This window comes from Geodermatophilus amargosae, from assembly GCF_900116515.1.
GTDB classification, from domain to species: domain Bacteria; phylum Actinomycetota; class Actinomycetes; order Mycobacteriales; family Geodermatophilaceae; genus Geodermatophilus; species Geodermatophilus amargosae.
On the sequence record NZ_FPBA01000009.1, the window covers coordinates 57,557 to 81,833 of the forward strand.

The following is a 24,277-nucleotide window of genomic DNA, read 5'->3' on the forward strand; positions in this document are numbered from 1 at the left end:
GTCACGGGCGCGGACGGGCCGCGCCACCTGACCCCAGGGTATCCAGCCGGGCTGCCGCGCCCGGCCGTGCGCGCCGCCTAGGCCGCGCGCCGCACCACCGCCGGGACGACGACGTCGAACCCGCCGAGCAGGAACGCGCCGCCGCAGTCGGTGCACACCCACTCCGGGCACTCCCCGTCGTCCTCGGTGTGCCCGTCGGCGCAGGGCGGCTGCTCGAACAGCCGGTCCTCGCCGCAGGTCGGACAGGGCCAGGTCTGCACGGGCCAGGTCTGCACGGGCCACGTCTGCACGGGCCACGTCTGCACGAGCCACGTCTGCACGGTCACGGGTGCTCCCCCTCGGCGTCGTCGGTCGCGGGACGGTCCGTCCCGCGTCAGCCCGACGTTCGCACGGGGCACCGACGGTTCCCGGACACGTCAGTCGGGCGTGTCGGACCGCCCGCTGTGCGCCGGGTCCGGTACCGCCCCGCGCGTGGCGGCGCCGAGGGCCGCCTCGACCCGGGCCCGCTGCTCGGCGTCGATCGGGCAGCCGGCGGGATTGCACACGTAGAAGTAGTCGGCGGCGTCGGCCCCGAGGGTCTCGATGCGGGCGGAGGTGACGTCGAGCCCCTCGGCGGCGAGCGCGGCGGTGAGCCGGTACAGCAGCCCCGCCCGGTCCCCCGCGCGCACCTCCACGATGCTGGTCGCCTCCCCGCTGACCTCCGAGTCGTGCCAGGAGATCCGCGGCGGCGCCGAGCGGGCGGCGTCCTGCCGGTAGTCGGCCTCGCGCTGCCGCAGCCGCTCGGCCAGCGGCAGCGTCCCCTCCAAGGCCGCGCGGACGGCGTCGGCCAGGATCGTCGGCTGCGGCGCGCGGCCGAAGCGGGGACGGACGGCGAACACCGCGGTCGCCCGGTGCCCGGCCACGTTCACCTTCGCGGCACGGACGTCGAGCTGGTTGAGCGCCAGGACCCCGGCCAGCCGGCTGAACAGGCCGGGCGCGTCGGGGGCGCCGATGGTCACCTGCTGGCCGTCGGCGACGTCCTCCACCCCGACGGTCACCGTCCCGTCCTCGGCCGCCTGGGTCACCGACGGCTCCGTCGGGTGCAGGACGGGGTCGGGCTCGGCCACCGGCGTCCCGCCGAGGTGCGCCTGCACGCGCGCCACCAGGTGCGCGACCAGGTGGGCCTTCCACGGCGACCACGCCGAGACGCTCGTGGCCGCGCCGTCGGCCTGCGCCAGCGCGTGCAGCAGCTGCAGCACCTGCACGTCGCGGCCGATGGTGTCGGCGACCCGCTCGATGGTCGCGGGGTCGTCGATGTCGCGGCGCGTGGCGGTGTCGGGCAGCAGCAGGTGGTGGCGCACCAGGGCGCCGAGGACGGCGACGTCGGGCGGCGCGAAGCCCATGCGCTCGGCCATGCCGGCCGCGATGGGCGCTCCGACCACGCTGTGGTCGCCCGGCCAGCCCTTGCCGACGTCGTGCAGCAGCGCGGCGACCAGCAGCAGGTCGGGGCGGTCGACGTCGCGGGTGAGCTCGGCGGCGGCCGCGGCTGCCTCGGCCAGGTGCCGGTCGACGGTGAACCGGTGCCACGGGTGGCGCTGCGGCAGCGACCGCACGCGGTCCCACTCGGGCAGCAGCCGCGACAGCAGCCCCTCCTGGTCGAGCTGCTCGAGGACCGGCACCGCCGAGCGCCCGCCGGCCAGCAGCCGCAGGAACGACCAGCGGACCTCGGCCGGCCAGGGCTCGGGCACCGGCGGGGAGTGCACGGCGAGCACCTTGAGCGTGTAGGGCGAGAGCAGCAGGTCGGCACGGGCGGCCGCCGCGGCGCCGCGCAGCACCAGGCCGGGGTCGGCGGCCGGGCGCGCGTCGCGGGCGAGCACGACCTCGTCGCCCTGGCGCACCACGCCCTCGGCCAGCGGCTCGCGCCGCATGCGGCGGTAGCGGGCGCGCGGGCGGCGGACCAGCGCGGCCTCCACCCGCCGCCAGGTGTCGTCGGCGACGAAGGCCAGCCGCCGCCCGGCGAGGCTCACCTCGCGCAGCAGCAGGTCCTCGTCGGCGGCGCCGTCCGTCACGAGGCCCAGGGCCGCGGCGACGGGGCGCTGCTCCTGCCGGACGAGGACGTCGGTGGGCCGGCCCGAGCGGCGCCGGAGCTCGTCGCGGACGTCGAGCAGGAACGCGTAGGCCGCCTCGACCTCGGCGGAGGGCTCGTCGACCAGCTGGGCGGCGGCGACCGCGCGCAGCACCTGCCCCTCGCGCAGGCCGCCGTAGGCCTCCTTGAGGTCGGGCTCGAGGAGGAACGCCAGCTCACCGACCTGCCGGGCCCGGCCGCGGCGCAGGTCGCGCAGCTCGGGCAGCAGCCTCGACGCCGACTGCCGCCAGCTGGTGAGGGTGGCGGTGCGCAGCGAGGCCGCCAGGCCCGCGTCGCCGGCGACCAGCCGGGCGTCGAGCAGGCCGAGGCCCGCCTTGACGTCGGTCGAGGCCACCGACACCGCCTCGGACACCGAGCGCACCGAGTGGTCCAGCCGCACCCCGGCGTCCCAGATCGGGTACCAGACGGCGTCGGCGAGGGCGGCCACCTCCGGCCGGCCGTCGTGGACCAGCACGAGGTCGAGGTCGCCGTGCGGCGGGGGCTCGCGCCGTCCCAGGCTGCCCACGGCGACCAGCGCGACGCCGTCGGTGCCCGTCCGCGGCGCCGTCCCGCCGCGGGACCGCCGCGGCGGCGGCGTCCCGGTCACGGCGTCGGCCAGCAGGCTGCCCAGCCAGGCGTCGAGCAGCCGCACCCGCTCGGCGCGGGGCAGGTCGGGCAGCGACCCGAGGTCCGGCACGGTGGTCCCCCTGCTGGTTCCGTCGTGGTGTCGTCGGGAACGGTGTCGTCGGGACGGTGTCGTCGGGAACGGCGTCGTCGGGAACGGCGTCGGCCGGGGCGGTGGGGCCTCCCACCACCCCGGCCGACGGTGCTGTCCGGTCAGGACCGGCCTAGAGCGCGTCCTCGCCGCGCTCGCCGGTCCGGACCCGCACGATCTCGTCGATCGTGGTGACCCAGACCTTCCCGTCGCCGATCTGCCCCGTGGAGGCCGACTCGATGACGGCGTCCACCACGCGGGCGGCGTCGATCTCGCCGACGACGACCTCGATGCGGACCTTGGGCACGAAGTCCACCTGGTACTCCGCGCCGCGGTAGACCTCGGTGTGACCGCGCTGGCGGCCGAAGCCCTGGACCTCGCTGACGGTCAGTCCGGTGATCCCGATCAGCTCGAGGGCGTTCTTCACGTCGTCGAGCTTGAACGGCTTGATGATGGCGGTGACGAGCTTCACACCCGGCTCCTGTCGGTGAGGTTGGTGCCCCGGGCCTCGGCGCGGGTCTGACCGGAGGCGGTGAGGGTCGAGCCGCCGCCACCACCACCCAGGGAGGCGAGGTCGTACCCGGTCTCGGCGTGGACGACGCCGTCGATCCCGGCGACCTCGTCCTCCTCGGTGATGCGGAAGCGCATCACCTTGGCGATGACGCCGCCGATGACCAGGGTCAGGACGAAGGAGTAGACCAGGACGGCCACGGCGCCCAGCGCCTGCCGCCACAGCTGGTCGACGCCGCCGCCGTAGAACAGCCCGTCGACGCCGGCGGTGGTGGCCGCGGAGGCGAACAGGCCGACCGCCACGGTGCCCCAGAGCCCGCCGACGAGGTGGACGCCGACGACGTCGAGCGAGTCGTCGTAACCCAGCTTGTACTTGAGGCCGACGGCCAGGGCGCAGAGCACACCGGCGACCAGGCCGACGGCGATCGCGCCGAGCGGCGTCACCGAGGAGCAGGCCGGGGTGATGGCCACGAGGCCGGCGACGACACCGGACGCGGCGCCCAGCGAGGTGGCGTGCCCGTCGCGCAGCTTCTCGATGAGCAGCCAGCCGAGGGTGGCCGCGCCGGTGGCCGCGAGGGTGGTCACGAAGACCTCCGCCGCCTGGCCGTTCGCGGACAGCGCCGAGCCGGAGTTGAAGCCGATCCAGCCGAACCACAGGATGCCCGCGCCGATCATCACCAGCGGCAGGTTGTGCGGCCGCATCGGGTCGCGGCCGAAGCCGCGGCGCTTGCCGAGCACCAGCGCGAGGGCCAGGCCCGCGGCACCGGCGTTGATGTGCACCGCGGTGCCGCCGGCGAAGTCGATGGCCAGCAGGTCGTTGGCGATCCAGCCGCCGGTCTCGGACTCCGCCCCGTCGAAGGCGAACACCCAGTGGGCGACCGGGAAGTAGACCAGCGTCGCCCAGACGCCGGCGAAGACCATCCACGGGCCGAAGCGGGCGCGGTCGGCGATGGCGCCCGAGATCAGCGCCACGGTGAGGATCGCGAAGACGCCCTGGAAGGCGACGAAGGCCAGCGAGGGGATGGTGAAGACCAGGTTCTCCGGCGCGAACGCCCCCTCCAGACCGGCGGTGCCGATCAGGGAGGACAGGCCGAAGAACTCGAACGGGTTGCCCAGCAGGCCGCCGCCGACGTCGTCGCCGAAGGCCATGGAGTAGCCGTAGAGCACCCAGAGCACGCTGATCAGCGCGAGTGCCCCGAAGCTCATCATCATCATGTTGAGGACGCTCTTGGCGCGGACCATGCCGCCGTAGAAGAGCGCCAGACCAGGGGTCATGAACAGCACCAGCGCGGCGCTGACCAAGACCCAGGCGGTGTCGCCGGTGTCCACGGCAACCTCCTGGCGGTGTGGTGTGGCGGGGCCACGGGGCGGACCCGGACGCGTGGGCGAGCCCGGGGTGTGTCTCGGTGGGGCTGGCGCTCCCCGCGGGGAGCGACGCGGCGTTCACGGTGCCGGGCGGGTGTTTCCGGGGACGGCATCGACCTGTTTCCGCACGGTGAACTCCGCGCCGCGTGTCCGGGGGGCGTGTGACGGCCGTGTTGCCGACGGCCGGAGCGGTGTCCGCCGTCACGTCCTGCGCCCCGTGCCGGTGCGAGGCCCGTGCAGTTGCAAACTGTGTGCAATAAGGTCGCCGCGGGCGGCACCCGGTCGCCCGCGCCCCCGTGGAGGCCCCGCGTGCACGTGCCCGACGGATTCCTGGACGCCCCGACGTCCGTGGCCACCGGCGTGGTCGCCGCCGGGACGGTGGCCCTCGCCCTGCAGAGGGCCCGCCGCGAGCTCGACGAGCGCACCGCTCCCCTGGCCGGCCTCACCGCCGCCTTCGTCTTCGCGGTGCAGATGGTCAACTTCCCGGTCGGCGCCGGGACCAGCGGTCACCTCGTCGGCGGCGCACTGACCGCGGTCCTGGTGGGGCCGTGGACGGCGGTGCTGTGCATGACCGTCGTCCTCGTCGTCCAGGCGGTGCTCTTCGCCGACGGCGGGCTCACCGCGCTCGGCACGAACGTGACGCTGCTGGGCCTGGTGGCCGTCGGCGTCGGCTACGGGGTGTTCCGGCTGCTGCTCGCCCTGCTGCCGCGCACCCGCGGAGGACTGCTGGCCGCGGCCGGGGCCGGGGCGTTCGTCTCGGTGCCGGTGGCCGCCCTGGTGTTCGTCGGGCTGTTCGCCGTCGGCGGGGTCGCCGACGTGCCCCTGAGCGCGGTGGCCGCGGCGATGGGCGGCATCCACGTGCTGATCGGGATCGGGGAGGCGGTCATCACCGTCGCCGTGCTGGCCGCGGTGGTGTCGGTGCGGCCCGATTTGGTCCACGGCGCCGCGCACCTGCGTCGCCCGTCCGACCTCGCCACCCGCCCGGGGCTGCGCGCCGAGGAGTCCCTGCGATGAGCCGCCGTCGCGCTCCGTGGCTGGCCGGCCTGCTCCTCACGCTCGTGATCGCCGGGTTTGTCAGCCACCACGCCAGCTCCGCACCCGACGGGCTGGAGTGGGCCGCGGGTGAGAGCGGCTTCGCCGACACCGCCCGCGACAGCGCCACCGCGGACTCCCCGCTCGCCGACTACGCCGTCTCCGGCGTCGACGACGGCCGGCTCTCCGGCGGGCTCGCCGGCGTCGCGGGTGTCGCGGTGACCCTCGTGCTCGCCGGCGGCCTCACCCTGGTGCTGCGCCGCCGGACCGGCCGCCCGGCCGCCGACGCCGCCGCGGCCGGGCCCGCCCGGGACTGACGTGGGCGCCGGACACGGCGGCCCGCTGGGGGCGGCCTACGTCGCGGGCGGCAGCGTGGTGCACCGCCTCGAGCCGCACCTGAAGCTGGTCGCCGTCCTGGCGTTCGCGCTCGTCGTCGTCGCCACCCCGGTGCACGCCGGATGGGCGCCGGCCGCCTACGCGGGGTACGCCGCCCTGGTCCTCGGCGCGGCCGCCGTCGCCCGGGTGCCGGCCGGGCGGCTGGCCCGCGGGCTGGTCGTCGAGGTGCCGTTCCTGGCATTCGCGCTGCTGCTCCCGGTCGTCTCGCGCGGGCCGCGGGTGGAGGTGCTGGGCCTGTCGCTGTCGGAGAGCGGGCTCGCGGCGGGGGGCGGGCTCCTGGCCAAGGCGACGCTGTCGGTGCTGGCCGCCACGGTGCTCGCGGCCACCACCGAGCCGCGGGAGCTGGTGCGCGGGCTGCAGCGGCTGCGGCTGCCGGCCCTGCTCGTGCAGATCCTGTCGTTCATGGTCCGCTACGCCGACGTGGTCGGCGGGGAGCTGCGGCGGATGAGGGTGGCGCGGGAGTCGCGCGGCTTCCGCGGCCGCGGGCCCGGGGCGCTGCGCGTCGTGGCCACCGGCGCCGGTGCCCTGTTCGTGCGCTCCTACGAGCGCGGCGAGCGGGTGCACCTGGCGATGCTGTCGCGGGGGTACACCGGCGCGCTGCCGGCCGGCCCGGCCGCCGCCGTGCCCGCGCAGGCGTGGCTGGTCACGCTGAGCCTCCCCCTGACCGCCGCCGCGGTGCTCGCGGCGGGGATGCTGCTGGGGTGAGCACCGCCCCGGCAGCCCTGCTCGTCGAGGACCTGGCCTTCGCCTACCCCGACGGGCACCAGGCGCTGTTCGGCGTGGACCTGCGGCTCGACCCCGGTGAGCGGGTGGCGCTGCTGGGGCCCAACGGCGCGGGCAAGACGACGCTCGTGCTGCACCTCAACGGCATCCTCTCCGGAGGGCGCGGTCGGGTGGACGTCGGCGGGCTGCCGGTGCGGAAGCGGAACCTCCCGGAGGTGCGCCGGCGGGTCGGGATCGTGTTCCAGGACCCCGACGACCAGCTGTTCATGCCCACCGTCGGCGAGGACGTCGCCTTCGGGCCGCGCAACCTCGGCCTGCCCGAGCCGGAGGTGGCCGCCCGGGTGGCCGCGGCGCTGGAGCAGGTCGGCATGGCCGGGTCCGCCGACCGGCCGCCGCACCACCTGTCCTTCGGCCAGCGCCGCCGGGTCGCCGTCGCCACCGTGCTGTCGATGCACCCGGAGGTGCTGGTGCTCGACGAGCCGTCGTCGAACCTCGACCCGGCCGGCCGACGTGAGCTGGCCGAGGTCCTCACGGGCCTGCCGGTGACCATGCTGATGGTCACCCACGACCTGCCCTACGCCCTGCAGCTGTGCCCCCGTTCGGTGGTGCTCGACGGCGGCGTGGTGGTCGCCGACGGGCCGACCCGCGACCTGCTCGCCGACGCCGACCTGCTCGCCGCCCACCGGCTCGAGCTCCCCTTCGGCTTCGACCCCACCCGCGTCTGAGGGAGACCCAGGCGCGCTAGTCGGCCCCGCCGACCAGTCCCTCGGCGAAGGCCTCCGGCTCGAACGGCGCGAGGTCGTCGGCGCCCTCCCCCAGGCCGATCAGCTTCACCGGGATGCCGAGCTCGCGCTGGACCGAGACGACGATCCCGCCCTTGGCCGTGCCGTCGAGCTTGGTGAGCACCACGCCGGTGACGTCGACGGCGGAGGTGAACACCCGCGCCTGCACGATGCCGTTCTGGCCGGTGGTCGCGTCGAGGACGAGCAGCACCTCGGTGACCGGGCTCTGCTTCTCCACGACCCGCTTGATCTTGCCGAGCTCGTCCATGAGGCCGGACTTGGTGTGCAGCCGGCCCGCGGTGTCGACGACGACGGTGTCGACCTCGGCCTCGACCCCGGTGCGCACCGCCTCGAAGGCCACGGACGCGGGGTCGGCGCCCTCGCGGCCGCGGACGGTGAGCACGCCCACCCGCTCGCCCCAGGTCTCGAGCTGGTCGGCGGCCGCGGCGCGGAACGTGTCGGCGGCCCCGAGGACGACGCTCCTGCCGTCTCCGACGAGGACGCGGGCGATCTTGCCGACCGTCGTCGTCTTGCCCGCGCCGTTGACGCCGACGACGAGGACGACGCCGGGCCTGCCCTCGCGCCGGTCGGTGCCCAGGCGGCGGTCGAGGTCGGGGCCGAGGACGGCGGTGAGCTCGCGGACGAGCAGCGCGCGCAGGTCGGCCGGCGAGCCGGTGGCGAGCACCATCGACTGGGTGCGCAGGCGCTCGACGATCTGGGTGGTCGCCGCGACGCCGACGTCGGCGGCCAGGAGCGTCTCCTCGACCTCCTCCCAGTCGTCCTCGGTCAGCCGCTCGCGGGCGAGCACGGTGAGCAGGCCGCGGCCCAGCGAGGACTGCGAGCGGGCCAGCCGGGAACGCAGCCGCACCAGCCGGCCGGCCGACGGCGGCGGCGTCTCGAACGCCAGCCCCGGCTCGGGCTCGGCCGGCGGCAGGTCGACGGCGGGCGGCGCCTCCGGCGAGACGGGCTCGACCGGCGCCAGGCCCAGGCCGGACGCGGTGGCGCCCGCGGGCCGGTCCTCCTCCGGCGGGGCTGCCGGGGGGCGCGGCCGGGTGAGCGTCGTGCCCGAGACCGCGTCGTCGTCCAGGCGTGTGGTGCGGCGGCCTCGGCCGACCAGCAGGCTCACCCCGAGGACCAGGGCCACGAGGAGGATCGCGATCGCGATCAGCACGAACTCCATGCGCCCATCCTCCCAGTCCGCGCACGGGGGGCTCTGGGCGGAACCCGGGTCGGTGGGCCAGGCTGGCGGCATGCCGCTGCCCCAGGGGGACACCCCGACCCTCCTGATCGGCCCGCTCCTGCGACACGTCGACCCAGTGTCGGCGACCGTGTGGGTGGAGACCGACCGCCCGTGCGCCGTCGACGTCCTCGGGCGGACCGCGCGCACCTTCCGCGCGGGCGGGCACCACTACGCCCTCGTCGTCGTCGAGGGGCTGGAACCGGGCAGCGAGACCCCTTACGAGGTGCGCCTCGACGGCGCGCGCGTGTGGCCCGAGGAGAGCTCGCCGTTCCCGCCGAGCCGGATCCGCACGCCCGGGCGGCCGGGGCCCTTCCGGCTGGCCTTCGGTTCCTGCCGCTACGCCGCGCCGAGCACCGTCGACCTCGACGAGGGCATCCCGCCCGACGCGCTGGACGCCTACGCCGAGCGGGTGGCGGCCATGCCCGAGGACCAGTGGCCCGACGCGCTGGTGATGCTCGGAGACCAGGTCTACGCCGACGAGCTGACCACGGCGACGCGCAGGTGGCTGGGCCTGCGCCGGGGCGAGCCGGTGCCCGAGGACGCGCAGACGCGTGACTTCGAGGAGTACACCCGCCTCTACGCGGAGTCCTGGAACGACCCGCAGGTCCGGTGGTTGCTGTCGACGATCCCGTCGTCGATGGTCTTCGACGACCACGAGATGATCGACGACTGGAACACCTCGGCCGCCTGGCGCCGCGAGGTGACCGCGACCGACTGGTGGCACGACCGGATCGCCGGCGGGCTGGCCAGCTACTGGGTCTACCAGCACCTGGGCAACCTCTCCCCCGCCGAGCTGGCGGAGAACACGACGTGGCAGGCGGTGCGCGCGCTGCCCGACGGCGCCGACGCCGAGCCGCTGCTCCGGGAGATGGCACTCGCCGCCGACCGCGATCCGCACACGGTGCGCTGGAGCTACGTGCGGCACTGGGGTGACGCGCGGCTGCTGATGGTCGACAGCCGGGCCGGGCGGGTGCTCGAGGAGCAGGACCGGCGGATGGTCGACGACGTCGAGTTCGCCTGGGTCGAGGACCAGATGCGCCAGGCGGTCGAGGACGGCGTCAGCCACCTGCTCGTCGGCACGTCGCTGCCCTGGCTGCTCCCCCACGCCATCGACTCGATCGAGCGGTGGGACGAGGCGCTGGCCGTCCGGCACGAGGGCCGGCTGCTCGGGCGGGCCGCGGAGAAGCTGCGCCAGGCCGCCGACCTCGAGCACTGGGCGGCCTTCGGCGCCTCCTTCGACCGGCTGGCCACCGCGCTGCTGGCCGTGGCCCGCGGGGAGCACGGCCGGGCGCCGGCGACGGCGGTGGTGCTCTCCGGCGACGTCCACCACGCCTACGCGGCCGAGGTGGTCTCCCCCGGCGGGCTGTCCGGGCGGGTGCACCAGCTCACCGTCTCGCCGCTGCACAACCAGGCGCCGCACCCGATCCGGGTCGGCTTCCGCATCGGGTGGAGCCGCTGGGCGCGGCGGTTCACCGGCGCGATCGCGCGGGCGGCGCGCGTGCGCCCGGCCTCGGTCGAGTGGGCGAAGGCGGCCGGGCCGTACTTCGGCAACCAGGTGGGCGAGCTGGTCCTCGACGGGCGGGAGGCCCGGTTCGTGCTGCACGTCAGCGACCACCGGCCCGAGGGCGGGGAGCCCCTGCAGCAGGTGCTCGACCTGCCGCTCACCGATCCGGTCCCGGCGGAGGTGGCCGGCATCCCGGGATGACAGGCTGACCGGGTGACCGATCCCCACGGCGTCAAGCCGGCCCCCGGTCCCGACCAGCCGCCGATCCCGGTGCGGCTGGTCACCTTCAACACCCACCACGGCGTGGGCGACGACCGCCGGCACGACCTCCCCCGCCTGGCGAAGGTGCTCGCCGCCGCCGAGGCCGACGTCATCTGCCTGCAGGAGGTCGACCGGCACTTCGGCGACCGCAGCGAGGACGTCGACCAGGCCCTGCTGCTCTCGCGCGCGCTGGACATGCAGCTGGCCTGGGGCCCGGCCATCGACCAACCGCGCCCCGGTGACCAGCCGCGCCGTCAGTACGGCAACGCGCTGCTGTCCCGGCTGCCGATACTCATCAGCGACGTCCACCCGCTGCCCGGCAGCGGGGAGCCGCGCAGCGCGCTGCGCACGCTGGTCGAGCTCGACGGCGGTGCGCTGTGGGTGACCACCACCCACCTCACGACCCGGTCGGCGGCCGAGCGCGCCGAGCAGGTCGCCCTCCTGCGCGGGCTGTACGACGACCCGATGGCGACCGGCGTGGTGGTCGGCGACCTGAACGCCGCCCCCGACGCACCGGAGCTCGCCGCGCTGCGCGAGGGGTTCTCCGACGCCTGGGAGATGGCGCCCGACCGTGACGACCAGGCGCGCTGGCGGTTCTGGCAGCGCCAGGAGGGCCTCACGCACCCGGCGCACGCCCCGCACGTGCGCATCGACCAGGTATGGGTGACCCGGGGCATCCGGGTGGCCGGCGCGCGCGTGCTCGACGGCGCCGGCGCCTCCGACCACCTCCCGCTCGCCGTCGACCTGCTGGTCCCCTCCGGCGTCTAGGCATGGGAAGCGATCCGCACGTCCTGGGCTCGAGGACGTGCGGATCGCTTCCTATGCCGTGTCGGCGTCTGCTGTGTCGGCGTCGCGGAGGCGCTGGCTGATGACGCCGGTGATGCCGTCGCCGCGCATGCTCACGCCGTAGAGGGCGTCGGCGATCTCCATCGTCCGCTTCTGGTGGGTGATGACGATCAGCTGCGACGTCGCCCGGAGCTGCTCCACGAGGGTGAGCAGCCGGCCGAGGTTGACGTCGTCGAGGGCGGCCTCGACCTCGTCGAGCACGTAGAACGGCGAGGGCCGCGCCCGGAAGATCGCCACCAGCAGCGCGACGGCGGTCAGCGAGCGCTCGCCGCCGGACAGCAGCGAGAGCCGCTTGACCTTCTTGCCCGGCGGGCGGGCCTCGATCTCCACGCCGGTGGTGAGCATGTCCTCGGGGTCGGTGAGCACCAGCCGCCCCTGACCGCCGGGGAACAGCGTGGCGAAGACGCCCTCGAACTCGCGCGCGACGTCGGCGAACGCGGCGGCGAAGACGTCGTGGATGCGCCCGTCGACCTCGCGGACGACGGTCAGCAGGTCCCGGCGGGTGGCCTTGAGGTCCTCGAGCTGCGTGGCGAGGAAGGCGTGCCGCTCCTCCAGCGCCGCGAACTCCTCCAGCGCCAGCGGGTTGACCTTGCCGAGCGTGGTGAGGTCGCGCTCGGCGCGGGCCGCACGGCGCTCCTGGGCGGCGCGGTCGTAGGGCAGCGGGGCGGGCTCGGGCTCCCCCGCGGCCTCGGCGGCGGCCAGCCGCGCCGGCGTCGGCGGCACCGGCGCGGCCGGCCCGTACTCCGCGACCAGCGTGGGCAGGTCGACGCCGAACTCCTCGGCCGCCCGCTCCTCCAGCGCCTCGATGCGCAGCCGCTGCTCGGCGCGGGCGACCTCGTCGCGGTGCACCTCGTCGGTGAGCCGCTCGAGCTCGGCGGTCGCGGCGCGGACCCGGGTGCGGACGTCGAGCAGCTCGGCCTCGCGGGCGGTGCGCCGGCGGGCCAGCTCGTCGCGCTCGGCGGCGGCCCGGTCCAGCGATCCCGCCAGCGCGGTCAGCGCCTCGTCGGCGCCGGCGCGCACCCGGGCGGCGACCTCCGCGCCCCGGCGGCGGGCCAGCCGGGCGGCGGCCGCACGCTCGCGGGCGGCGCGCTCCTGACGGGCCTGCCGGCGCAGCGCCTCGGCCCGCCCGGACAGCGCGCGGGCCCGCTCCTCCGCCGTCCGCACCGCCAGCCGGGCCTCGGTCTCGGCCTGCCGGGCCGCGGCCACCTCCAGCCGCAGCCGGTCGCGCTGCTCGGAGGAGGGCTCCTGCTCGACCGGCGCGGCCTCGGCCTCGGCGAGCCGGGCGTCGAGCTCGGCCAAGGCCGCCTGCGACTCCTCCAGCGCGCGCTCGGCCCGGCGCCGTGCGGCGGCCGTGCGCTCCGCCTCGGCCGCGGCCGAGCGGGCCGCGGCACCGAGCTCGGCGAGCTCGGTGGCCAGCTTCGAGCGGCTGCGGTCGGCGGCCTGGCGGGCGGCCAGCGCCGTCTCGACGTCGGCCGAGCGCCCGCGCGCGGTCTCGCGGGCGGCCGCGAGCCGGTCGGCGAGGTCGGCGGCGCGGCTGCTGGCCCCGGCGAGCTCGCGCCCGGCCTCCTCGACGCGGGCACGGACCTCCAGGCCGGAGGGGGCGTCGGTGGCGCCGCCGGTGGCCTGGTCGGCACCCACGAGGTCGCCGTCGGCGGTCACCGCGCGGACGGAGGGGTGGGCGGTGACCAGCGCGGCGGCCGCCCCCAGGGTCGGGACGACGGCCACGCGGTCCAGCGCCCGCGCCAGCGCCGGCCACAGCTCCTCCGGGGCCTCGACGAGGTCGAGGGCCCAGCGCAGGCCCTCCGGCAGCACCGGCCGGCCCTCGCGCGGCAGCGGCTCCGACCCCCCGGCGACCAGCAGCGCGGCGCGGCCACCGCCGACGTCGCGGAGGTGCGCGAGCGCGTCGACGGCGCCGGTGACCCCGGCGACGGCGACCGCCTCGGCCAGCCCGCCCAGGGCCGCCGCCAGCGCCACCTCGGCGCCCGGTGCCACGGTGATCCGCTCGGCGACCGGCCCGAGGACGCCGGCCAGCCCGCCGGACGCACCCGCGGACACCACCGCCGCGGCGCCGTCGACGGGGGCCAGGCCCTGCGCGAGGGTGTCGCGGCGGGCGGCCCACGAGGCACGGTCGCGCTCGGCGGTCCGCTCGGCGTCGGCGAGCTCGGTGACCGTGCGCGCGGCCGCGGCGTGCGCGGCGACGGCGTCGGCGTGCGCGGTGACCAGCGCGACGTCCTCGTCGTCGGCGTCGGCGACGGTGGCCCGCCGGCCGGCCAGCCGGTCCTCGGCCGCCTCGGCCCGCGCGGCGGCCTCCGCGGCGGCCTGCGCCAGCCGCTCGGCCTCGGCCTGCCCGGCGGCGGCCCGGGAGCGCCCGGCCGCGACCTTCCCCGACAGCCGGGCCAGCCCCTCGCGGCGGTCGGCCAGGGCGCGGGTGGCGGCCACCCAGGCGCGCTCCTCGGCGGCCAGCGCCTCCTCGAGCCCGGCGCGGGCGGCGACGGCGGTGGCCAGCCGGCCGCGCTCGGCCTCCAGCCCGGCGGCGAGCTCGGCCTCGGTCGCGGCGATCCGGTCGGCCTCGGCCTCGAGCTGCTCGGGGTCGCGGCCGCCGGGAGCGGCGGGCGCGACGGCGACGAGGTGGCGCTGGCGCTCGGCAGCCAGCTGGGCGATGCCGCGGAACCGCTCGGTCAGCGCCGACAGGCGGTACCAGGTGTCCTGCGCGGCACCCAGCCGTGGCGCGTCGGCGGCCAGGGCCGTCTCCAGCGCGTTCTCCCGCCGCGAGACCCCGGCCAGCTCCGCCTCGACGACGGCGCGCCGCTCGCGGGCGGCGGTCTCGTCGGCGACGTCCTTGGCCAGCGCGTCGCGCAACGCGACCAGGTCGTCGGCGAGCAGCCGGAGGCGGGCGTCGCGCAGCTCGGCCTGCACGCCCGCGGCGCGGCGGGCGACCTCCGCCTGGCGGCCCAGCGGCTTGAGCTGTCGGCGCAGCTCCGCGGTGAGGTCGGCCAGCCGGTCAAGGTTGGCCTGCATCGCGTCGAGCTTGCGGAGCGCCTTCTCCTTGCGCTTGCGGTGCTTGAGGACGCCGGCGGCCTCCTCGACGAAGGCGCGGCGGTCCTCGGGCCGGCCGGACAGGACGGCGTCGAGCTGGCCCTGGCCGACGATGACGTGCATCTCGCGGCCGATGCCGGCGTCGCTGAGCAGCTCCTGCACGTCGAGCAGGCGCACCTTGTCGCCGTTGATCTCGTACTCGCTCTCGCCGGAGCGGTACATCCGGCGGGTGACCGAGACCTCGGTGTAGTCGATCGGCAGCGCGCCGTCGGCGTTGTCGACGGTGAGCGTCACCTCGGCCCGGCCGAGAGCCGGGCGGCCGGCGGTGCCGGCGAAGATGACGTCCTCCATCTTGCCGCCGCGCAGCGACTTGGCGCCCTGCTCGCCGAGGACCCAGGCGATGGCGTCGACGACGTTGGACTTGCCCGAGCCGTTGGGGCCGACGACGGCGGTGATGCCCGGCTCCAGACGGAGCGTCGTCGGGGACGCGAAGGACTTGAAGCCCTTGAGCGTCAGGCTCGACAGGTGCACGGGAGCGGCAGCCTAGTCCGCCGGCTCAGGTGGCCGGGGACGGGTGGTGCGGGAGGGCTCTCAGGCCAGCGCGGGCTCGGCCTTGTCGCGGGTCAGGCTCAGCAGCTCGTGGGCGATGACGGCGTCGCGCTGGGCCCGCAGCTCGGTCAGCTCCTGCTCCAGGCGGCGCACCTTGGCGCGCAGGGCCGCGTTCTCGTCCATCACGCGGAGCTCCGCGGGCGATACGACGGAACCGAAGAGGGCCTTGGCCATGGCGAGAAGGGCCTTTCAGACAGCGAGAGGGGGTGCCCGCCGCCCCGGGAGTCGGTCGGCGCGGGCTCGGTGCTCCCAGGGTGACACCCCTGGACACGCTGGTCAACGGCAGGAGCAGGGCGTCGCCGTGTCAGGGGGATGTCGTCTTCGTCACGCGGTGGTGAAGCCCTGCGACCCCTGCACCGGGCGGTCCTCCTGCACCACGCCGGTCACCCGGCCGGGAGCGCCCGGGCCGTCCAGCGCCGCGACGACGGCGCGGACGTCGTCGGCCGGTCCCTCGAGCTCGACCTCGACGCGGCCGTCGGGCAGGTTGCGCGCGGACCCCGACAGCCCGGCGTCGGTGGCCAGGCCGCGGACGAACCACCGGTAGCCGACGCCCTGTACGTGCCCGGAGACCAGCACGTGCACCCGGACCCCGCTCACGACCTGCGGCTCCTCGGGCGGGGCTGGCACTGCGGGCAGCTGTAGCTCGACCGGTTCATGAACGACTCCCGGACGATCGGCGTCCCGCAGCGCGGGCAGGGCCGGTCGACCTGGCCGTAGACGGCGAGGAAGCGGGAGAAGTAGCCGCTCTGGCCGTTGACGTCGACGTAGAGCGAGTCGAACGAGGTCCCGCCCTGGGCCAGCGCCTCGCCGAGCACGCTGCGCACGCCGTCGAGCAGGTCGGCGACCTGGGCGCGGGTGAGCCGGTCGGTGGGCCGGGTGCCGTGCAGGCGGGCCCGCCACAGCGACTCGTCGGCGTAGATGTTGCCCACGCCGCCGATCAGCGTCTGGTCCAGCAGCGCCCGCTTGACCTCCGTCTTCCGCCGGCGCAGCGCCGCGCTGAAGGCCGCCTCGTCGAAGGAGGGGTCCAGCGGGTCGATGGCGATGTGCGCCAGGCGCTGCGGGATGCGCTCGCCGTCGGCGTCCTCCACGGCGAGCCCGCCGAACGTCCGCTGGTCGACGAAGCGCAGCTCGCGGCCGCCGTCGGTGAAGGTGAACCGGGCGCGCAGGTGGGTCTCGTCGGGCTGGGCGGGCTTCTCCACCAGGAGCTGCCCGCTCATGCCGAGGTGGGCGACCATCGCCCGGCCGGCGGGCGTCCCGTCGGCCTCGACCGTGGGCAGCCACAGGTACTTGCCGCGCCGGTGCGCGGCGCTGAACGTGCGGCCGGTCAGCGCGGCGACGAAGTGCTCGGCGCCCTCCAGGTGCCGGCGGACCGCGCGCGGGTGGTGCACCTCGACGGCGGCCACGGTGCGCCCGGCGACCCAGCGCTCCAGGCCCCGCCGCACCACCTCGACCTCGGGCAGCTCGGGCACGGCTCAGTCCCGGGCGGGTGGTCCGCCGACAGGCGGTCCGTCGGCACTGACGGCGCGCCACGCGGCCTCGGCGGCCTCCTGCTCGGCGGCCTTCTTCGTGCGCCCGGTGCCGCGGCCGCGCACGACGCCGGCCAGCGAGACGGCCGCGGTGAACGTCTTGGCGTGCGGCGGGCCCTCGTCGGTGACGTCGTAGACGGGAGCACCCAGGCCGTGGGCGGCGCCGAGCTCCTGGAGGCTGGTCTTCCAGTCCAGGCCGGCGCCGCGGGTGGCGGACTCCACCAGGAGCGGGTCGAACAGGCGGTGCACGATCGCGCCGGCCGCCTCCAGGCCCAGACCCAGGTGGCACGCGCCGATCAGCGCCTCGAGGGCGTCGGCGAGGATCGAGTCCTTCTCCCGGCCGCCGGTGGTCTCCTCGCCCCGGCCGAGCAGCAGGTGCGGGCCGAGCCCCCCGTCACCCAGCCGCCGGGCGACCCCGGCCAGCGAGGTCATGTTGACCACCGAGGCGCGCAGCTTGGCCAGCCGGCCCTCGGGGAGGCCGGGCTGGCTGCGGTAGAGCTCGTCGGTGACGACCAGGCCGAGCACCGCGTCGCCCAGGAACTCCAGGCGCTCGTTGGTGGGCAGCCCGCCGTTCTCGTAGGCGTAGGAGCGGTGGGTCAATGCCAACGACAGCAGGCCGCCGGGCAGCTCGACGCCGAGGGCGTCGAGCAGCCAGGCGGCTGCACGGTCGTCGTGGGCGCTGCCCACCTCGGGGAGCCGGCTCAGGGCCGGGTCAGACCGAGAGGACCTGGCGGCCGGCGTGCTGGCCACAGTTCGGGCAGGCCTGGTGCGGCGGCTTGAGCTGGCCGCAGGCGCGGTTCGGGCACGGCGAGAGCGTGGGGGCGCTCGCCTTCCACTGCGACCGGCGTGCGCGGGTGTTGGCGCGGGACATCTTCCGCTTCGGGACGGCCACGGTCAGTTCTCCTCAGGGTCGCCCGGACGGTCGGTGACCGCTCCGGTGGTGAAACGGCCGGCGAGGCCGGCCCAGCGGGGGTCGACCAGCTCGTGGGAGTGGTCGTCCGGCAGGTCGTCGAGGCGCTGGCCGCAGCCGGAGCACAGGCCGGCGCAGTCCTCGGTGCAGGTGGGCGAGAGGGGCAGGGCGAGGACGACGGTGTCGCGGACCATCGGCTCGAGGTCGATGCGCTCGCCCTCGACGAGACGGACCTCGTCCTCCTCGCTGGTGGCCTCGGTGGTGCTGCCCGGATAGGCGTAGAGCTCCTGGACGTCGAGCTCGAGGGTGTCCTCGACCGGGTCCAGGCAGCGGGCGCACTGCCCCTCGACGGGGGCCGCGATCTCGCCGGAGACGAGCACGCCCTCCATGACCGACTCCAGGCGCAGCCGCAGGTGGACCGGCGCGCCCTCGGGCACCCCGACGAGCTCGAGCCGCCACCCACCGGGCGCGGGCAGGGTGCGGTCGAGCTCCTGCATCGAGCCGGCACGGCGGCCGAGCTCGCGCAGCTCGACGGTCCAGGGGTTGGCACCGGGGCGCCGGGCGTCGGTGGACGCGGCGCCTGGGCGATCAGCAGGTGCGGCAGGCATGTCGGTACTCGCGGTCGTCAGTGGGAGGGGATCCGGCCGGGGTCGAACACCGGCGGTCGGACCAGCAACCGAGACTACCCGATCCCCCAGCAGGACCGGCCGGCCGCAGGGGACCTCCCGCGGCTCACGGCTCGCGGAGGGTCTCGCGGGCCTTCTCGACCGAGCGCAGCATCCGCTCGAGGGTGGTGCCGAAGTCGGCCAGCCGGGTGTCGACGTACTCGTCGACCTCCGCCCGCATCCGGTTGACCTCGGCGACGGTCTGCGCGCCCAGCTCGTCGGAGCGGCTGACCGCGCCGCGGTAGACCTCGGTCTCGGTGACCAGGCGCTCGTGCTCGAGCTGCGCGGCGGCGATGATCTCGGCCTGCTGCGCCTGGGCGTCGGCCAGCACCGCCGCGTGGTGGGCCTGCGCCTCGGCGAGCAGCGCCTCGGCCTCCGCCTCGGCCTGGGCCAGCACGGCCTCGGCCTCGGCCTGGGCGCGGGCGAGGAGCTCGTCGCGCTGTCGCCGGGCGGTGCCGAGGACCTCCTCGCGCTGGCGGCGGGCGGAGGCGACCAGCCGGTCGGCCTCCTCGCGGGTGCGGCCGGTGAGCTGCTCGGCCTCGGCCTGCGCCTGCTCGAGGATCTCGGTGCGCTGCTCGACGATCGCACCGGCGGCGTGCACCTCGGCGGGCAGGTTCTCCCGCAGGTCGTCGAGCAGGTCGAGCAGGTGGTCGCGCGGCACCATGCACGAGCCCGACATCGGCACGCTGCGCGCGTTCTCGATGACCCGGCTGAGCTCGTCGACGGTCTCGTAGAGCCGGTAGACGACCTCCGTCACGACTCGGCCCGCTTGGCCAGGAGCCGGTCGAGGACGCCCTTCGGCACCAGCCGGGAGACGTCGCCGCCGAAGGTCGCGATCTGCTTGACCAGGCTGGAGGACAGGTGCCCGACCTGCGGCGCGGTGGGCACGAAGAGGGTCTCGACGCCGGCCAGCTCGCGGTTCATCTGCGCCATCTGCAACTCGTACTCGAAGTCGCCGACGGCGCGCAGGCCCTTGACCACCACCGGGATGTCGTGGCTGCGGCAGTAGTCGACCAGCAGGCCGCTGAAGCTGTCGACGACGACGTTCGGCAGGTCGGCGACCGCCTCGCCCAGCAGCTCCATCCGCTCGTCGACGGCGAACAGCCCCGCCTTGCCGGGGTTGACCAGCACGGCGACCACGAGCTCGTCGTAGAGCGCGGCGGCCCGGGCGATCACGTCGACGTGGCCGTTGGTCACCGGGTCGAACGACCCGGGACACACCGCTCGCCTCACGGGACGCGACCGTACCGGAGCAGGGCCTCTCCGTAGCGGCGGTCGCGGATCCCGGTCAGGGGTGTCGGCCACTCGAAGGGCTCCTCGCGGGAGGACCGCTCGACGACGACGACCGCGTCCGGCGCGAGCCACCCGCCCGTGACCAGCGCGGCGAGCAGGCCGCGCACATCCTCGGCGGGGACGGCGTAGGGCGGGTCGGCGAGCACGAGGTCGAAGCGGGCCGGCGGCGCGCCGCCGACGACGGTGGGCACCGACCCCGGGACCACGCGCGCGCCCGGGAGGCCGACGGCGGCGACGTTGGCGCGCAGCACCGGCAGCACCCGGGGGCCGTTCTCGACGAGCACGACCTCCGCGGCGCCGCGGGACAGCGCCTCGAGGCCGAGCGCCCCGGAGCCGGCGTAGAGGTCCAGCACGCGGGCGCCGTCGAGGTCGAGCAGGCTGCCGAGGCTGTTGAACAGGCCCTCGCGGGCGCGGTCGCCGGTGGGCCGCACCCCGCTGGGCGGCACCGTCAGCCGCCGTCCCCGGGCGAGGCCGGAGATCAGGCGTGTCATGCCTTCTCGAGGTAGGTCGCGCGCTCGTCGGTGGCCAGTGCGGCGACCTCGGCGGCCAGGCCCGGGTGGTCGGCCAGCCCGCCACGCGTGGCGAGCAGCTCGGTCGCCTCGGCGCGGGCGGTGGCGATGAGCTCCTCGTCCTCGAGCAGGGACAGCAGCCGCAGCGTCGAGCGCTTGCCGGACTGAGCGGCGCCGAGGACGTCGCCCTCGCGGCGGGTCTCGAGGTCGAGGCGGGCCAGCTCGAAGCCGTCGGAGGTGCCGGCGACGGCGGCCAGCCGCTGCCCGGTCGCCGTCGTCTCGCGGGCCTCGGTGACCAGCAGGAACAGGCCCCGGTGCCTGCCGCGGGCGACCCGGCCGCGCAGCTGGTGCAGCTGGCTGACACCGAAGCGGTCGGCGTCCATGACGACCATGACGGTGGCGTTGGGCACGTCGACGCCGACCTCGACGACCGTCGTCGCGACGAGCACCTGCGTCTCGCCGGACGCGAAGGCCCGCATGCGCGCCTCCTTGTCCTCGGGCGTGAGCCGGCCGTGCAGGACGTCGATGCGCAGCCCCGCCAGCGGGCCCTCGCGCAGCGCCTCGGCGACGTCGAGGACCGCCAGCGGTGGGCGCCGCTCGTCCTCGCCCGCGCCCTTCTCCGGTGCTCCGTCGGCGTCCTCGGGGGCGTCGGTGTCGGCGGTGCCGGTGTCGTCGTCGCCGATCCGCGGGCAGACGACGTAGGCCTGCCGGCCGGCGGCGACCTCCTCCCGCAGCCGTTCCCAGGCGCGGCCGAGCCAGGCGGGCCTGTCGCTGACCGGCACCACCGAGCTGGCCACGCCGCCGCGGCCGCTGGGCAGCTGGCGCAGCACGGAGGTCTCCAGGTCGCCGTAGACGGTCATCGCGACCGTGCGCGGGATGGGCGTGGCGGTCATGACCAGCACGTGCGGCGGGCGGTTGCCCTTGGCGCGCAGGGCGTCGCGCTGCTCGACGCCGAAGCGGTGCTGCTCGTCGACGACGACCAGGCCGAGGTCGGCGAAGTCGACGCCCTCCTGCAGCAGCGCGTGGGTGCCGACGACGATGCCGGCGCTGCCGTCGGCCACCGCGGCACGCGCGGCCCGGCGGGCGGCGGCCTTGAGCGAGCCGGTGAGCAGCACGACCTTCGTGCCGGCGGGGTCGCCGTCGAGCTCCCCGGCGCGGGCGAGCGGGCCGAGCATCGCGGAGATGCTCCGGGCGTGCTGCGCGGCGAGCACCTCGGTGGGCGCGAGCAGCGCGGCCTGGCCACCCGCGTCGACGACCTGCGCCATGGCCCGCAGCGCGACGACGGTCTTGCCCGAGCCGACCTCGCCCTGCAGCAGCCGGTGCATGGGGTGGTCCCGGGAGAGCTCGGCGGCGAGCTCCTCCCCCACCGCCTGCTGGCCCTCGGTCAGCGAGAAGGGCAGCGCGGCGTCGACGGCGTCGAGCAGGCCCCCGCTGCTGCGCGGGCGGGCGGTGCCGGGCTCCAGGGCGGCGGCGCGGCGGCGGGCGGCGAGCACCAGCTGCAGGATCAGCGCCTCGTCCCACTTGAGCCGCTCCCCGGCGCGCTCGACGTCGTCGGCGGTGGTGGGCCGGTGGACGTCGAGGAGGGCCGCGGGCAGGCTGAGCAGGCCGTGGCGGGTCCGCAGGTCCTGGGGCAGCGGGTCCTCGACGAAGCCGAAGCCGCCGGAGGCGTCGAGCAGCAGGCGGATCGACTTCTGGATCACCCAGCTCGAGACGTCCTTGCTCGCCGGGTAGATCGGGATGAGCGCGCGGGCCCAGTCCTCGTCGTCGTCACCGGTGATGAGGTGGAAGTCCGGGTGGGCGAACTGCTTGCTGTTCCGGTACTGGCCGACGGTGCCGGCGAACAGCCCCCAGGCGCCCTGCTGGAGCTGGCCGTGCCTGCGGTTGAAGAAGACCAGCTGCATCTCCCCGGCACCGTCGCCGACGGTGACCTCGGTGAGCGTCCCCGGCCGGCTGCGCATCTTGCGGCTGACCACCCGGCGGACCTGCGCGAGCACGGTGACCCGGTCGCCGACCTGCAGGTCGTCGAGCCGGGTCATCTCGCCGCGCGTGGCGTAGCGGCGCGGGTAGTGGCGCAGCAGGTCGCGGACGGTGCGCAGTTCGAGGGACTCGGCCATCGCCTTGGCCGTCTTGGCGCCGAGCACGCGCGCCAGGTCGGTGTCGAGGGTCACCGCCACGCCTACTCCACCCCCACCTGCAGCGGGATCACCGCACCGGCGTCGTACCGGACCACCTCGACGGTCGGGTGGGCGGCCGCCAGGTGCACGCAGACCGCGTCGCCCAGCGCGGCATCGGGACCGACGACGAGCGTGGCCATCTCACCGCCTGCCGACAGCAGCCGGTCGAGCAGCTCGCAGGCCACCGCCGCGAGGGCCCGCCCCACCACCACGACGTCGCCCTCCGCCGCGCCCAGGGCGTCGCCCGCGCGGCACGGGCCGGCGCTGGTGAGCGCGTCCTGCCCGGCGACGGTGACCTCGGCCCAGCGGGTCGCGGCGGCGGCCTCGGCCATGGCGATGACGTCGTCGCCGAACCGGCGGGCGGGGTCGGCGACGGCGATGGCGGCCAGGCCCTGCACGGGTGAGCGGGTGGGGACCACGGCGACGTCGCGGCCGGCCTCGCGGGCACGGTCGGCGGCGCGGGCGGCCACGGGCGTCAGCGCGGGGTCGTTGGGCAGCACGACGACGTCGCCGGCGCCCGAGGCCACCATCTCGGCCAGGATCTCGTCCTCGTCGACGCCGCCGGGACCGCAGGGGACCACGCGCACGCCCTCGCCGGAGAACAGCTGCGCCAGGCCCTCGCCCGGGACGACCGCGACGACGGCGCGCCGCCCGCGCACCGGGGCGGCCGGGCGGACCGGCGCCAGCGGGGTCACCGCGATGGAGTGCGGCCGGCCGGCCTCGATGCCGGCCTCGATGGCGCCGCCGACGTCGTTGGTGTGCACGTGGACGTTCCACTGGCGGCCGGCCGGGGTGTCGACGCCGACCACCACGAGGCTGTCGCCGAGGGCTGCCAGCCGGGTGTGCAGGACCGCGACGGACGCCTCGTCCGCGTCGGCGAGCAGGTACTGCACCTCGCTGCCCGGCCCGGGCGGTGGCTGGTGCGGCACGGCCGCGGGGTCGGCCGGGCGGGTCCGGCGCGGCACGAGCGGCGGGCGGGCCGGCTCGACGCCGGTGACGGTCGCCACGAGGGCGTCGAGGACCACGCAGAAGCCGGCGCCGCCGGCATCGACCACGCCGGCGGCGCGCAGCGCGTCGAGCTGGCCGGGCGTGGCCTCCAGGGCGGTGCGGGCACCGTCGGCCGCGGCGGTGACGACGTCGGCCAGCGCGGTGCGCCCCTGGTCGACGGCGGCGACGGCGGCCTCGGCACCGGCGCGGGCGACGGTGAGCAGCGTCCCCTCCTCCGGGTCGGCGACCGCGGAGTAGGCGGTGTCGGCGGCCTTCTGCAGCGCCGCGGCCAGGCCGGGACCGTCCGCGGGCTCGTCCCCGGCCAGCTGGTCGGACAGACCGCGCAGGAGCTGGGCGAGGATCGTGCCGCTGTTGCCGCGGGCCCCGAGGACGGCGCCCCGGGTCAGGGCGGTCCAGGCCGGCTCCCCCTCCGACGCGTCGAGGGCGGCGACGGCGGCCTGCGCGGTGAGCAGCAGGTTGGTGCCGGTGTCGCCGTCGGGCACGGGGAAGACGTTGAGGTCGTCGAGGCGGCCACGGGCTCCGGACAGCGCCGTGACCGCGGCGCGGCACCACTGGCCGACCGCGGCGTCGTCCAGCGCCTGCAGCACGGCCGGAGGGTACCCGCGGGAACCGACGGGCCCGGTCGGGTGGAAGGGACGGGCCCGGTGGTGGTGGGAGGGACGGGTCCCGCCGCCGAGGCGACCTCGGCGACGGTCGCCCGGGCGAGCGGTTAGACTGGTCGACGGTCTTCCGGTGGCCGCCCGTGCGCCGCCGCCTGCAAACGATTCTTCTGGGAGTGATCCACCGTGGCTGCCGTGTGCGATGTCTGTGGCAAGGGGCCCGGTTTCGGTATGTCGGTGTCGCACTCGCACCGCCGCACGCCGCGCCGTTGGAACCCGAACATCCAGTCGGTGAAGGCGCTGGTCGCCCCCGGCAACCGCCGCCGCATCAACGCCTGCACCTCCTGCATCCGTGCGGGCAAGGTCGTCCGCGCATAGTCGGCGCGGGCGGCACCCCCGCCCCTGAGCACGCCCCGGCTCCGGCCGGGCGGACCCCGGAGGTCGACGACCTCCGGGGTCCTTCGCGTACG

General features: G+C 76.3%; 24 protein-coding genes. 7 read left to right on the top strand and 17 right to left on the bottom strand.

Annotated elements, in window-relative coordinates:
* Window positions 1–77: 77 nt before the first annotated feature.
* The 4 genes from BM414_RS13680 to BM414_RS13695 form a co-directional block, all read right to left on the bottom strand.
* Entirely contained in the window at window positions 78–326 is a 249-nt protein-coding gene (locus tag BM414_RS13680; protein ID WP_245784710.1) for a hypothetical protein, read from the bottom strand.
* A 90-nt stretch (window positions 327–416) separates the two neighbouring features.
* Window positions 417–2,801 carry a [protein-PII] uridylyltransferase gene (locus tag BM414_RS13685; RefSeq protein WP_093579992.1) on the bottom strand — a complete coding sequence of 795 codons (2,385 nt, stop codon included), beginning with the start codon at window positions 2,799–2,801 and terminating at the stop codon, window positions 417–419.
* A 151-nt stretch (window positions 2,802–2,952) separates the two neighbouring features.
* On the bottom strand, window positions 2,953–3,291 hold the full coding sequence (locus BM414_RS13690) for a P-II family nitrogen regulator (protein WP_093579993.1): 339 nt from the start codon (window positions 3,289–3,291) through the stop codon (window positions 2,953–2,955).
* Window positions 3,288–4,658, bottom strand: a complete 1,371-nt coding sequence (locus BM414_RS13695) for an ammonium transporter (RefSeq protein WP_093579994.1) — start codon at window positions 4,656–4,658, stop codon at window positions 3,288–3,290. The genes BM414_RS13690 and BM414_RS13695 overlap by 4 nt, the downstream gene beginning before the upstream one ends.
* A 345-nt stretch (window positions 4,659–5,003) precedes the next feature.
* Between BM414_RS13695 and BM414_RS13700 the strand changes: the two genes are divergently transcribed.
* From BM414_RS13700 to BM414_RS13710, 4 genes are read left to right on the top strand one after another with little or no spacing between them, the layout of a single operon-like run.
* The gene (locus BM414_RS13700; protein ID WP_217644715.1) at window positions 5,004–5,708 is read left to right on the top strand and encodes an energy-coupling factor ABC transporter permease; all 705 of its coding nucleotides are present in this window, start codon (window positions 5,004–5,006) and stop codon (window positions 5,706–5,708) included.
* Window positions 5,705–6,043: a PDGLE domain-containing protein gene (locus tag BM414_RS30240; protein WP_217644716.1), complete on the top strand. Its 339-nt coding sequence runs from the start codon at window positions 5,705–5,707 to the stop codon at window positions 6,041–6,043. Before BM414_RS13700 ends, BM414_RS30240 begins: the two co-directional genes overlap by 4 nt.
* A 1-nt stretch (window position 6,044) precedes the next feature.
* Window positions 6,045–6,827, top strand: coding sequence for a cobalt ECF transporter T component CbiQ (gene cbiQ, locus BM414_RS13705; RefSeq protein WP_093579995.1), 783 nt, complete (start codon window positions 6,045–6,047; stop codon window positions 6,825–6,827).
* Window positions 6,824–7,570: an energy-coupling factor ABC transporter ATP-binding protein gene (locus BM414_RS13710; protein WP_093579996.1), complete on the top strand. Its 747-nt coding sequence runs from the start codon at window positions 6,824–6,826 to the stop codon at window positions 7,568–7,570. The genes cbiQ and BM414_RS13710 overlap by 4 nt, the downstream gene beginning before the upstream one ends.
* Before the next feature lie 16 nt (window positions 7,571–7,586).
* Here the strand turns inward: BM414_RS13710 and ftsY are convergent, their stop codons facing one another.
* Window positions 7,587–8,807: a signal recognition particle-docking protein FtsY gene (ftsY, locus tag BM414_RS13715; RefSeq protein WP_093579997.1), complete on the bottom strand. Its 1,221-nt coding sequence runs from the start codon at window positions 8,805–8,807 to the stop codon at window positions 7,587–7,589.
* A 70-nt stretch (window positions 8,808–8,877) separates the two neighbouring features.
* On the opposite strand from ftsY, the gene BM414_RS13720 reads away from it, so the two are divergent.
* Window positions 8,878–10,572 (top strand): alkaline phosphatase D family protein, encoded by a 1,695-nt coding sequence (locus BM414_RS13720; RefSeq protein WP_093579998.1) that lies wholly within the window; start codon window positions 8,878–8,880, stop codon window positions 10,570–10,572.
* A gap of 12 nt (window positions 10,573–10,584) precedes the next feature.
* Window positions 10,585–11,400: an endonuclease/exonuclease/phosphatase family protein gene (locus BM414_RS13725; protein ID WP_093579999.1), complete on the top strand. Its 816-nt coding sequence runs from the start codon at window positions 10,585–10,587 to the stop codon at window positions 11,398–11,400.
* Window positions 11,401–11,451: 51 nt separating this feature from the next.
* On the opposite strand, the gene smc is transcribed toward BM414_RS13725, so the two are convergent.
* The 12 genes from smc to BM414_RS13785 form a co-directional block, all read right to left on the bottom strand.
* Window positions 11,452–15,045 carry a chromosome segregation protein SMC gene (gene smc / locus BM414_RS13730; protein WP_093580000.1) on the bottom strand — a complete coding sequence of 1,198 codons (3,594 nt, stop codon included), beginning with the start codon at window positions 15,043–15,045 and terminating at the stop codon, window positions 11,452–11,454.
* Window positions 15,046–15,105: 60 nt separating this feature from the next.
* Complete coding sequence (locus tag BM414_RS13735; RefSeq protein ID WP_093580001.1) at window positions 15,106–15,297, bottom strand: hypothetical protein; 192 nt, start codon at window positions 15,295–15,297, stop codon at window positions 15,106–15,108.
* A gap of 150 nt (window positions 15,298–15,447) precedes the next feature.
* Window positions 15,448–15,720, bottom strand: a complete 273-nt coding sequence (locus BM414_RS13740) for an acylphosphatase (protein WP_093580002.1) — start codon at window positions 15,718–15,720, stop codon at window positions 15,448–15,450.
* Window positions 15,717–16,592 carry a bifunctional DNA-formamidopyrimidine glycosylase/DNA-(apurinic or apyrimidinic site) lyase gene (gene mutM / locus BM414_RS13745; RefSeq protein WP_093580003.1) on the bottom strand — a complete coding sequence of 292 codons (876 nt, stop codon included), beginning with the start codon at window positions 16,590–16,592 and terminating at the stop codon, window positions 15,717–15,719. Before mutM ends, BM414_RS13740 begins: the two co-directional genes overlap by 4 nt.
* 3 nt (window positions 16,593–16,595) lie before the next feature.
* Entirely contained in the window at window positions 16,596–17,336 is a 741-nt protein-coding gene (rnc, locus tag BM414_RS13750) for a ribonuclease III (protein ID WP_093580004.1), read from the bottom strand.
* A gap of 25 nt (window positions 17,337–17,361) precedes the next feature.
* Complete coding sequence (gene rpmF, locus BM414_RS13755; protein WP_073421798.1) at window positions 17,362–17,541, bottom strand: 50S ribosomal protein L32; 180 nt, start codon at window positions 17,539–17,541, stop codon at window positions 17,362–17,364.
* Between the two features lie 2 nt (window positions 17,542–17,543).
* Entirely contained in the window at window positions 17,544–18,167 is a 624-nt protein-coding gene (locus BM414_RS13760; protein ID WP_093580005.1) for a YceD family protein, read from the bottom strand.
* Between the two features lie 124 nt (window positions 18,168–18,291).
* Entirely contained in the window at window positions 18,292–18,981 is a 690-nt protein-coding gene (locus BM414_RS13765; RefSeq protein WP_093580006.1) for a hypothetical protein, read from the bottom strand.
* On the bottom strand, window positions 18,978–19,457 hold the full coding sequence (gene coaD / locus BM414_RS13770) for a pantetheine-phosphate adenylyltransferase (protein ID WP_093580007.1): 480 nt from the start codon (window positions 19,455–19,457) through the stop codon (window positions 18,978–18,980). Before coaD ends, BM414_RS13765 begins: the two co-directional genes overlap by 4 nt.
* On the bottom strand, window positions 19,454–20,008 hold the full coding sequence (gene rsmD, locus BM414_RS13775; protein ID WP_093580008.1) for a 16S rRNA (guanine(966)-N(2))-methyltransferase RsmD: 555 nt from the start codon (window positions 20,006–20,008) through the stop codon (window positions 19,454–19,456). The genes coaD and rsmD overlap by 4 nt, the downstream gene beginning before the upstream one ends.
* On the bottom strand, window positions 20,005–22,200 hold the full coding sequence (gene recG / locus BM414_RS13780; protein WP_093580009.1) for an ATP-dependent DNA helicase RecG: 2,196 nt from the start codon (window positions 22,198–22,200) through the stop codon (window positions 20,005–20,007). The genes rsmD and recG overlap by 4 nt, the downstream gene beginning before the upstream one ends.
* Window positions 22,201–22,202: 2 nt before the next feature.
* Entirely contained in the window at window positions 22,203–23,795 is a 1,593-nt protein-coding gene (locus BM414_RS13785) for a DAK2 domain-containing protein (RefSeq protein WP_093580010.1), read from the bottom strand.
* Window positions 23,796–24,002: 207 nt separating this feature from the next.
* On the opposite strand from BM414_RS13785, the gene rpmB reads away from it, so the two are divergent.
* Complete coding sequence (gene rpmB / locus BM414_RS13790) at window positions 24,003–24,185, top strand: 50S ribosomal protein L28 (RefSeq protein ID WP_425432354.1); 183 nt, start codon at window positions 24,003–24,005, stop codon at window positions 24,183–24,185.
* Window positions 24,186–24,277 lie beyond the last annotated feature (92 nt).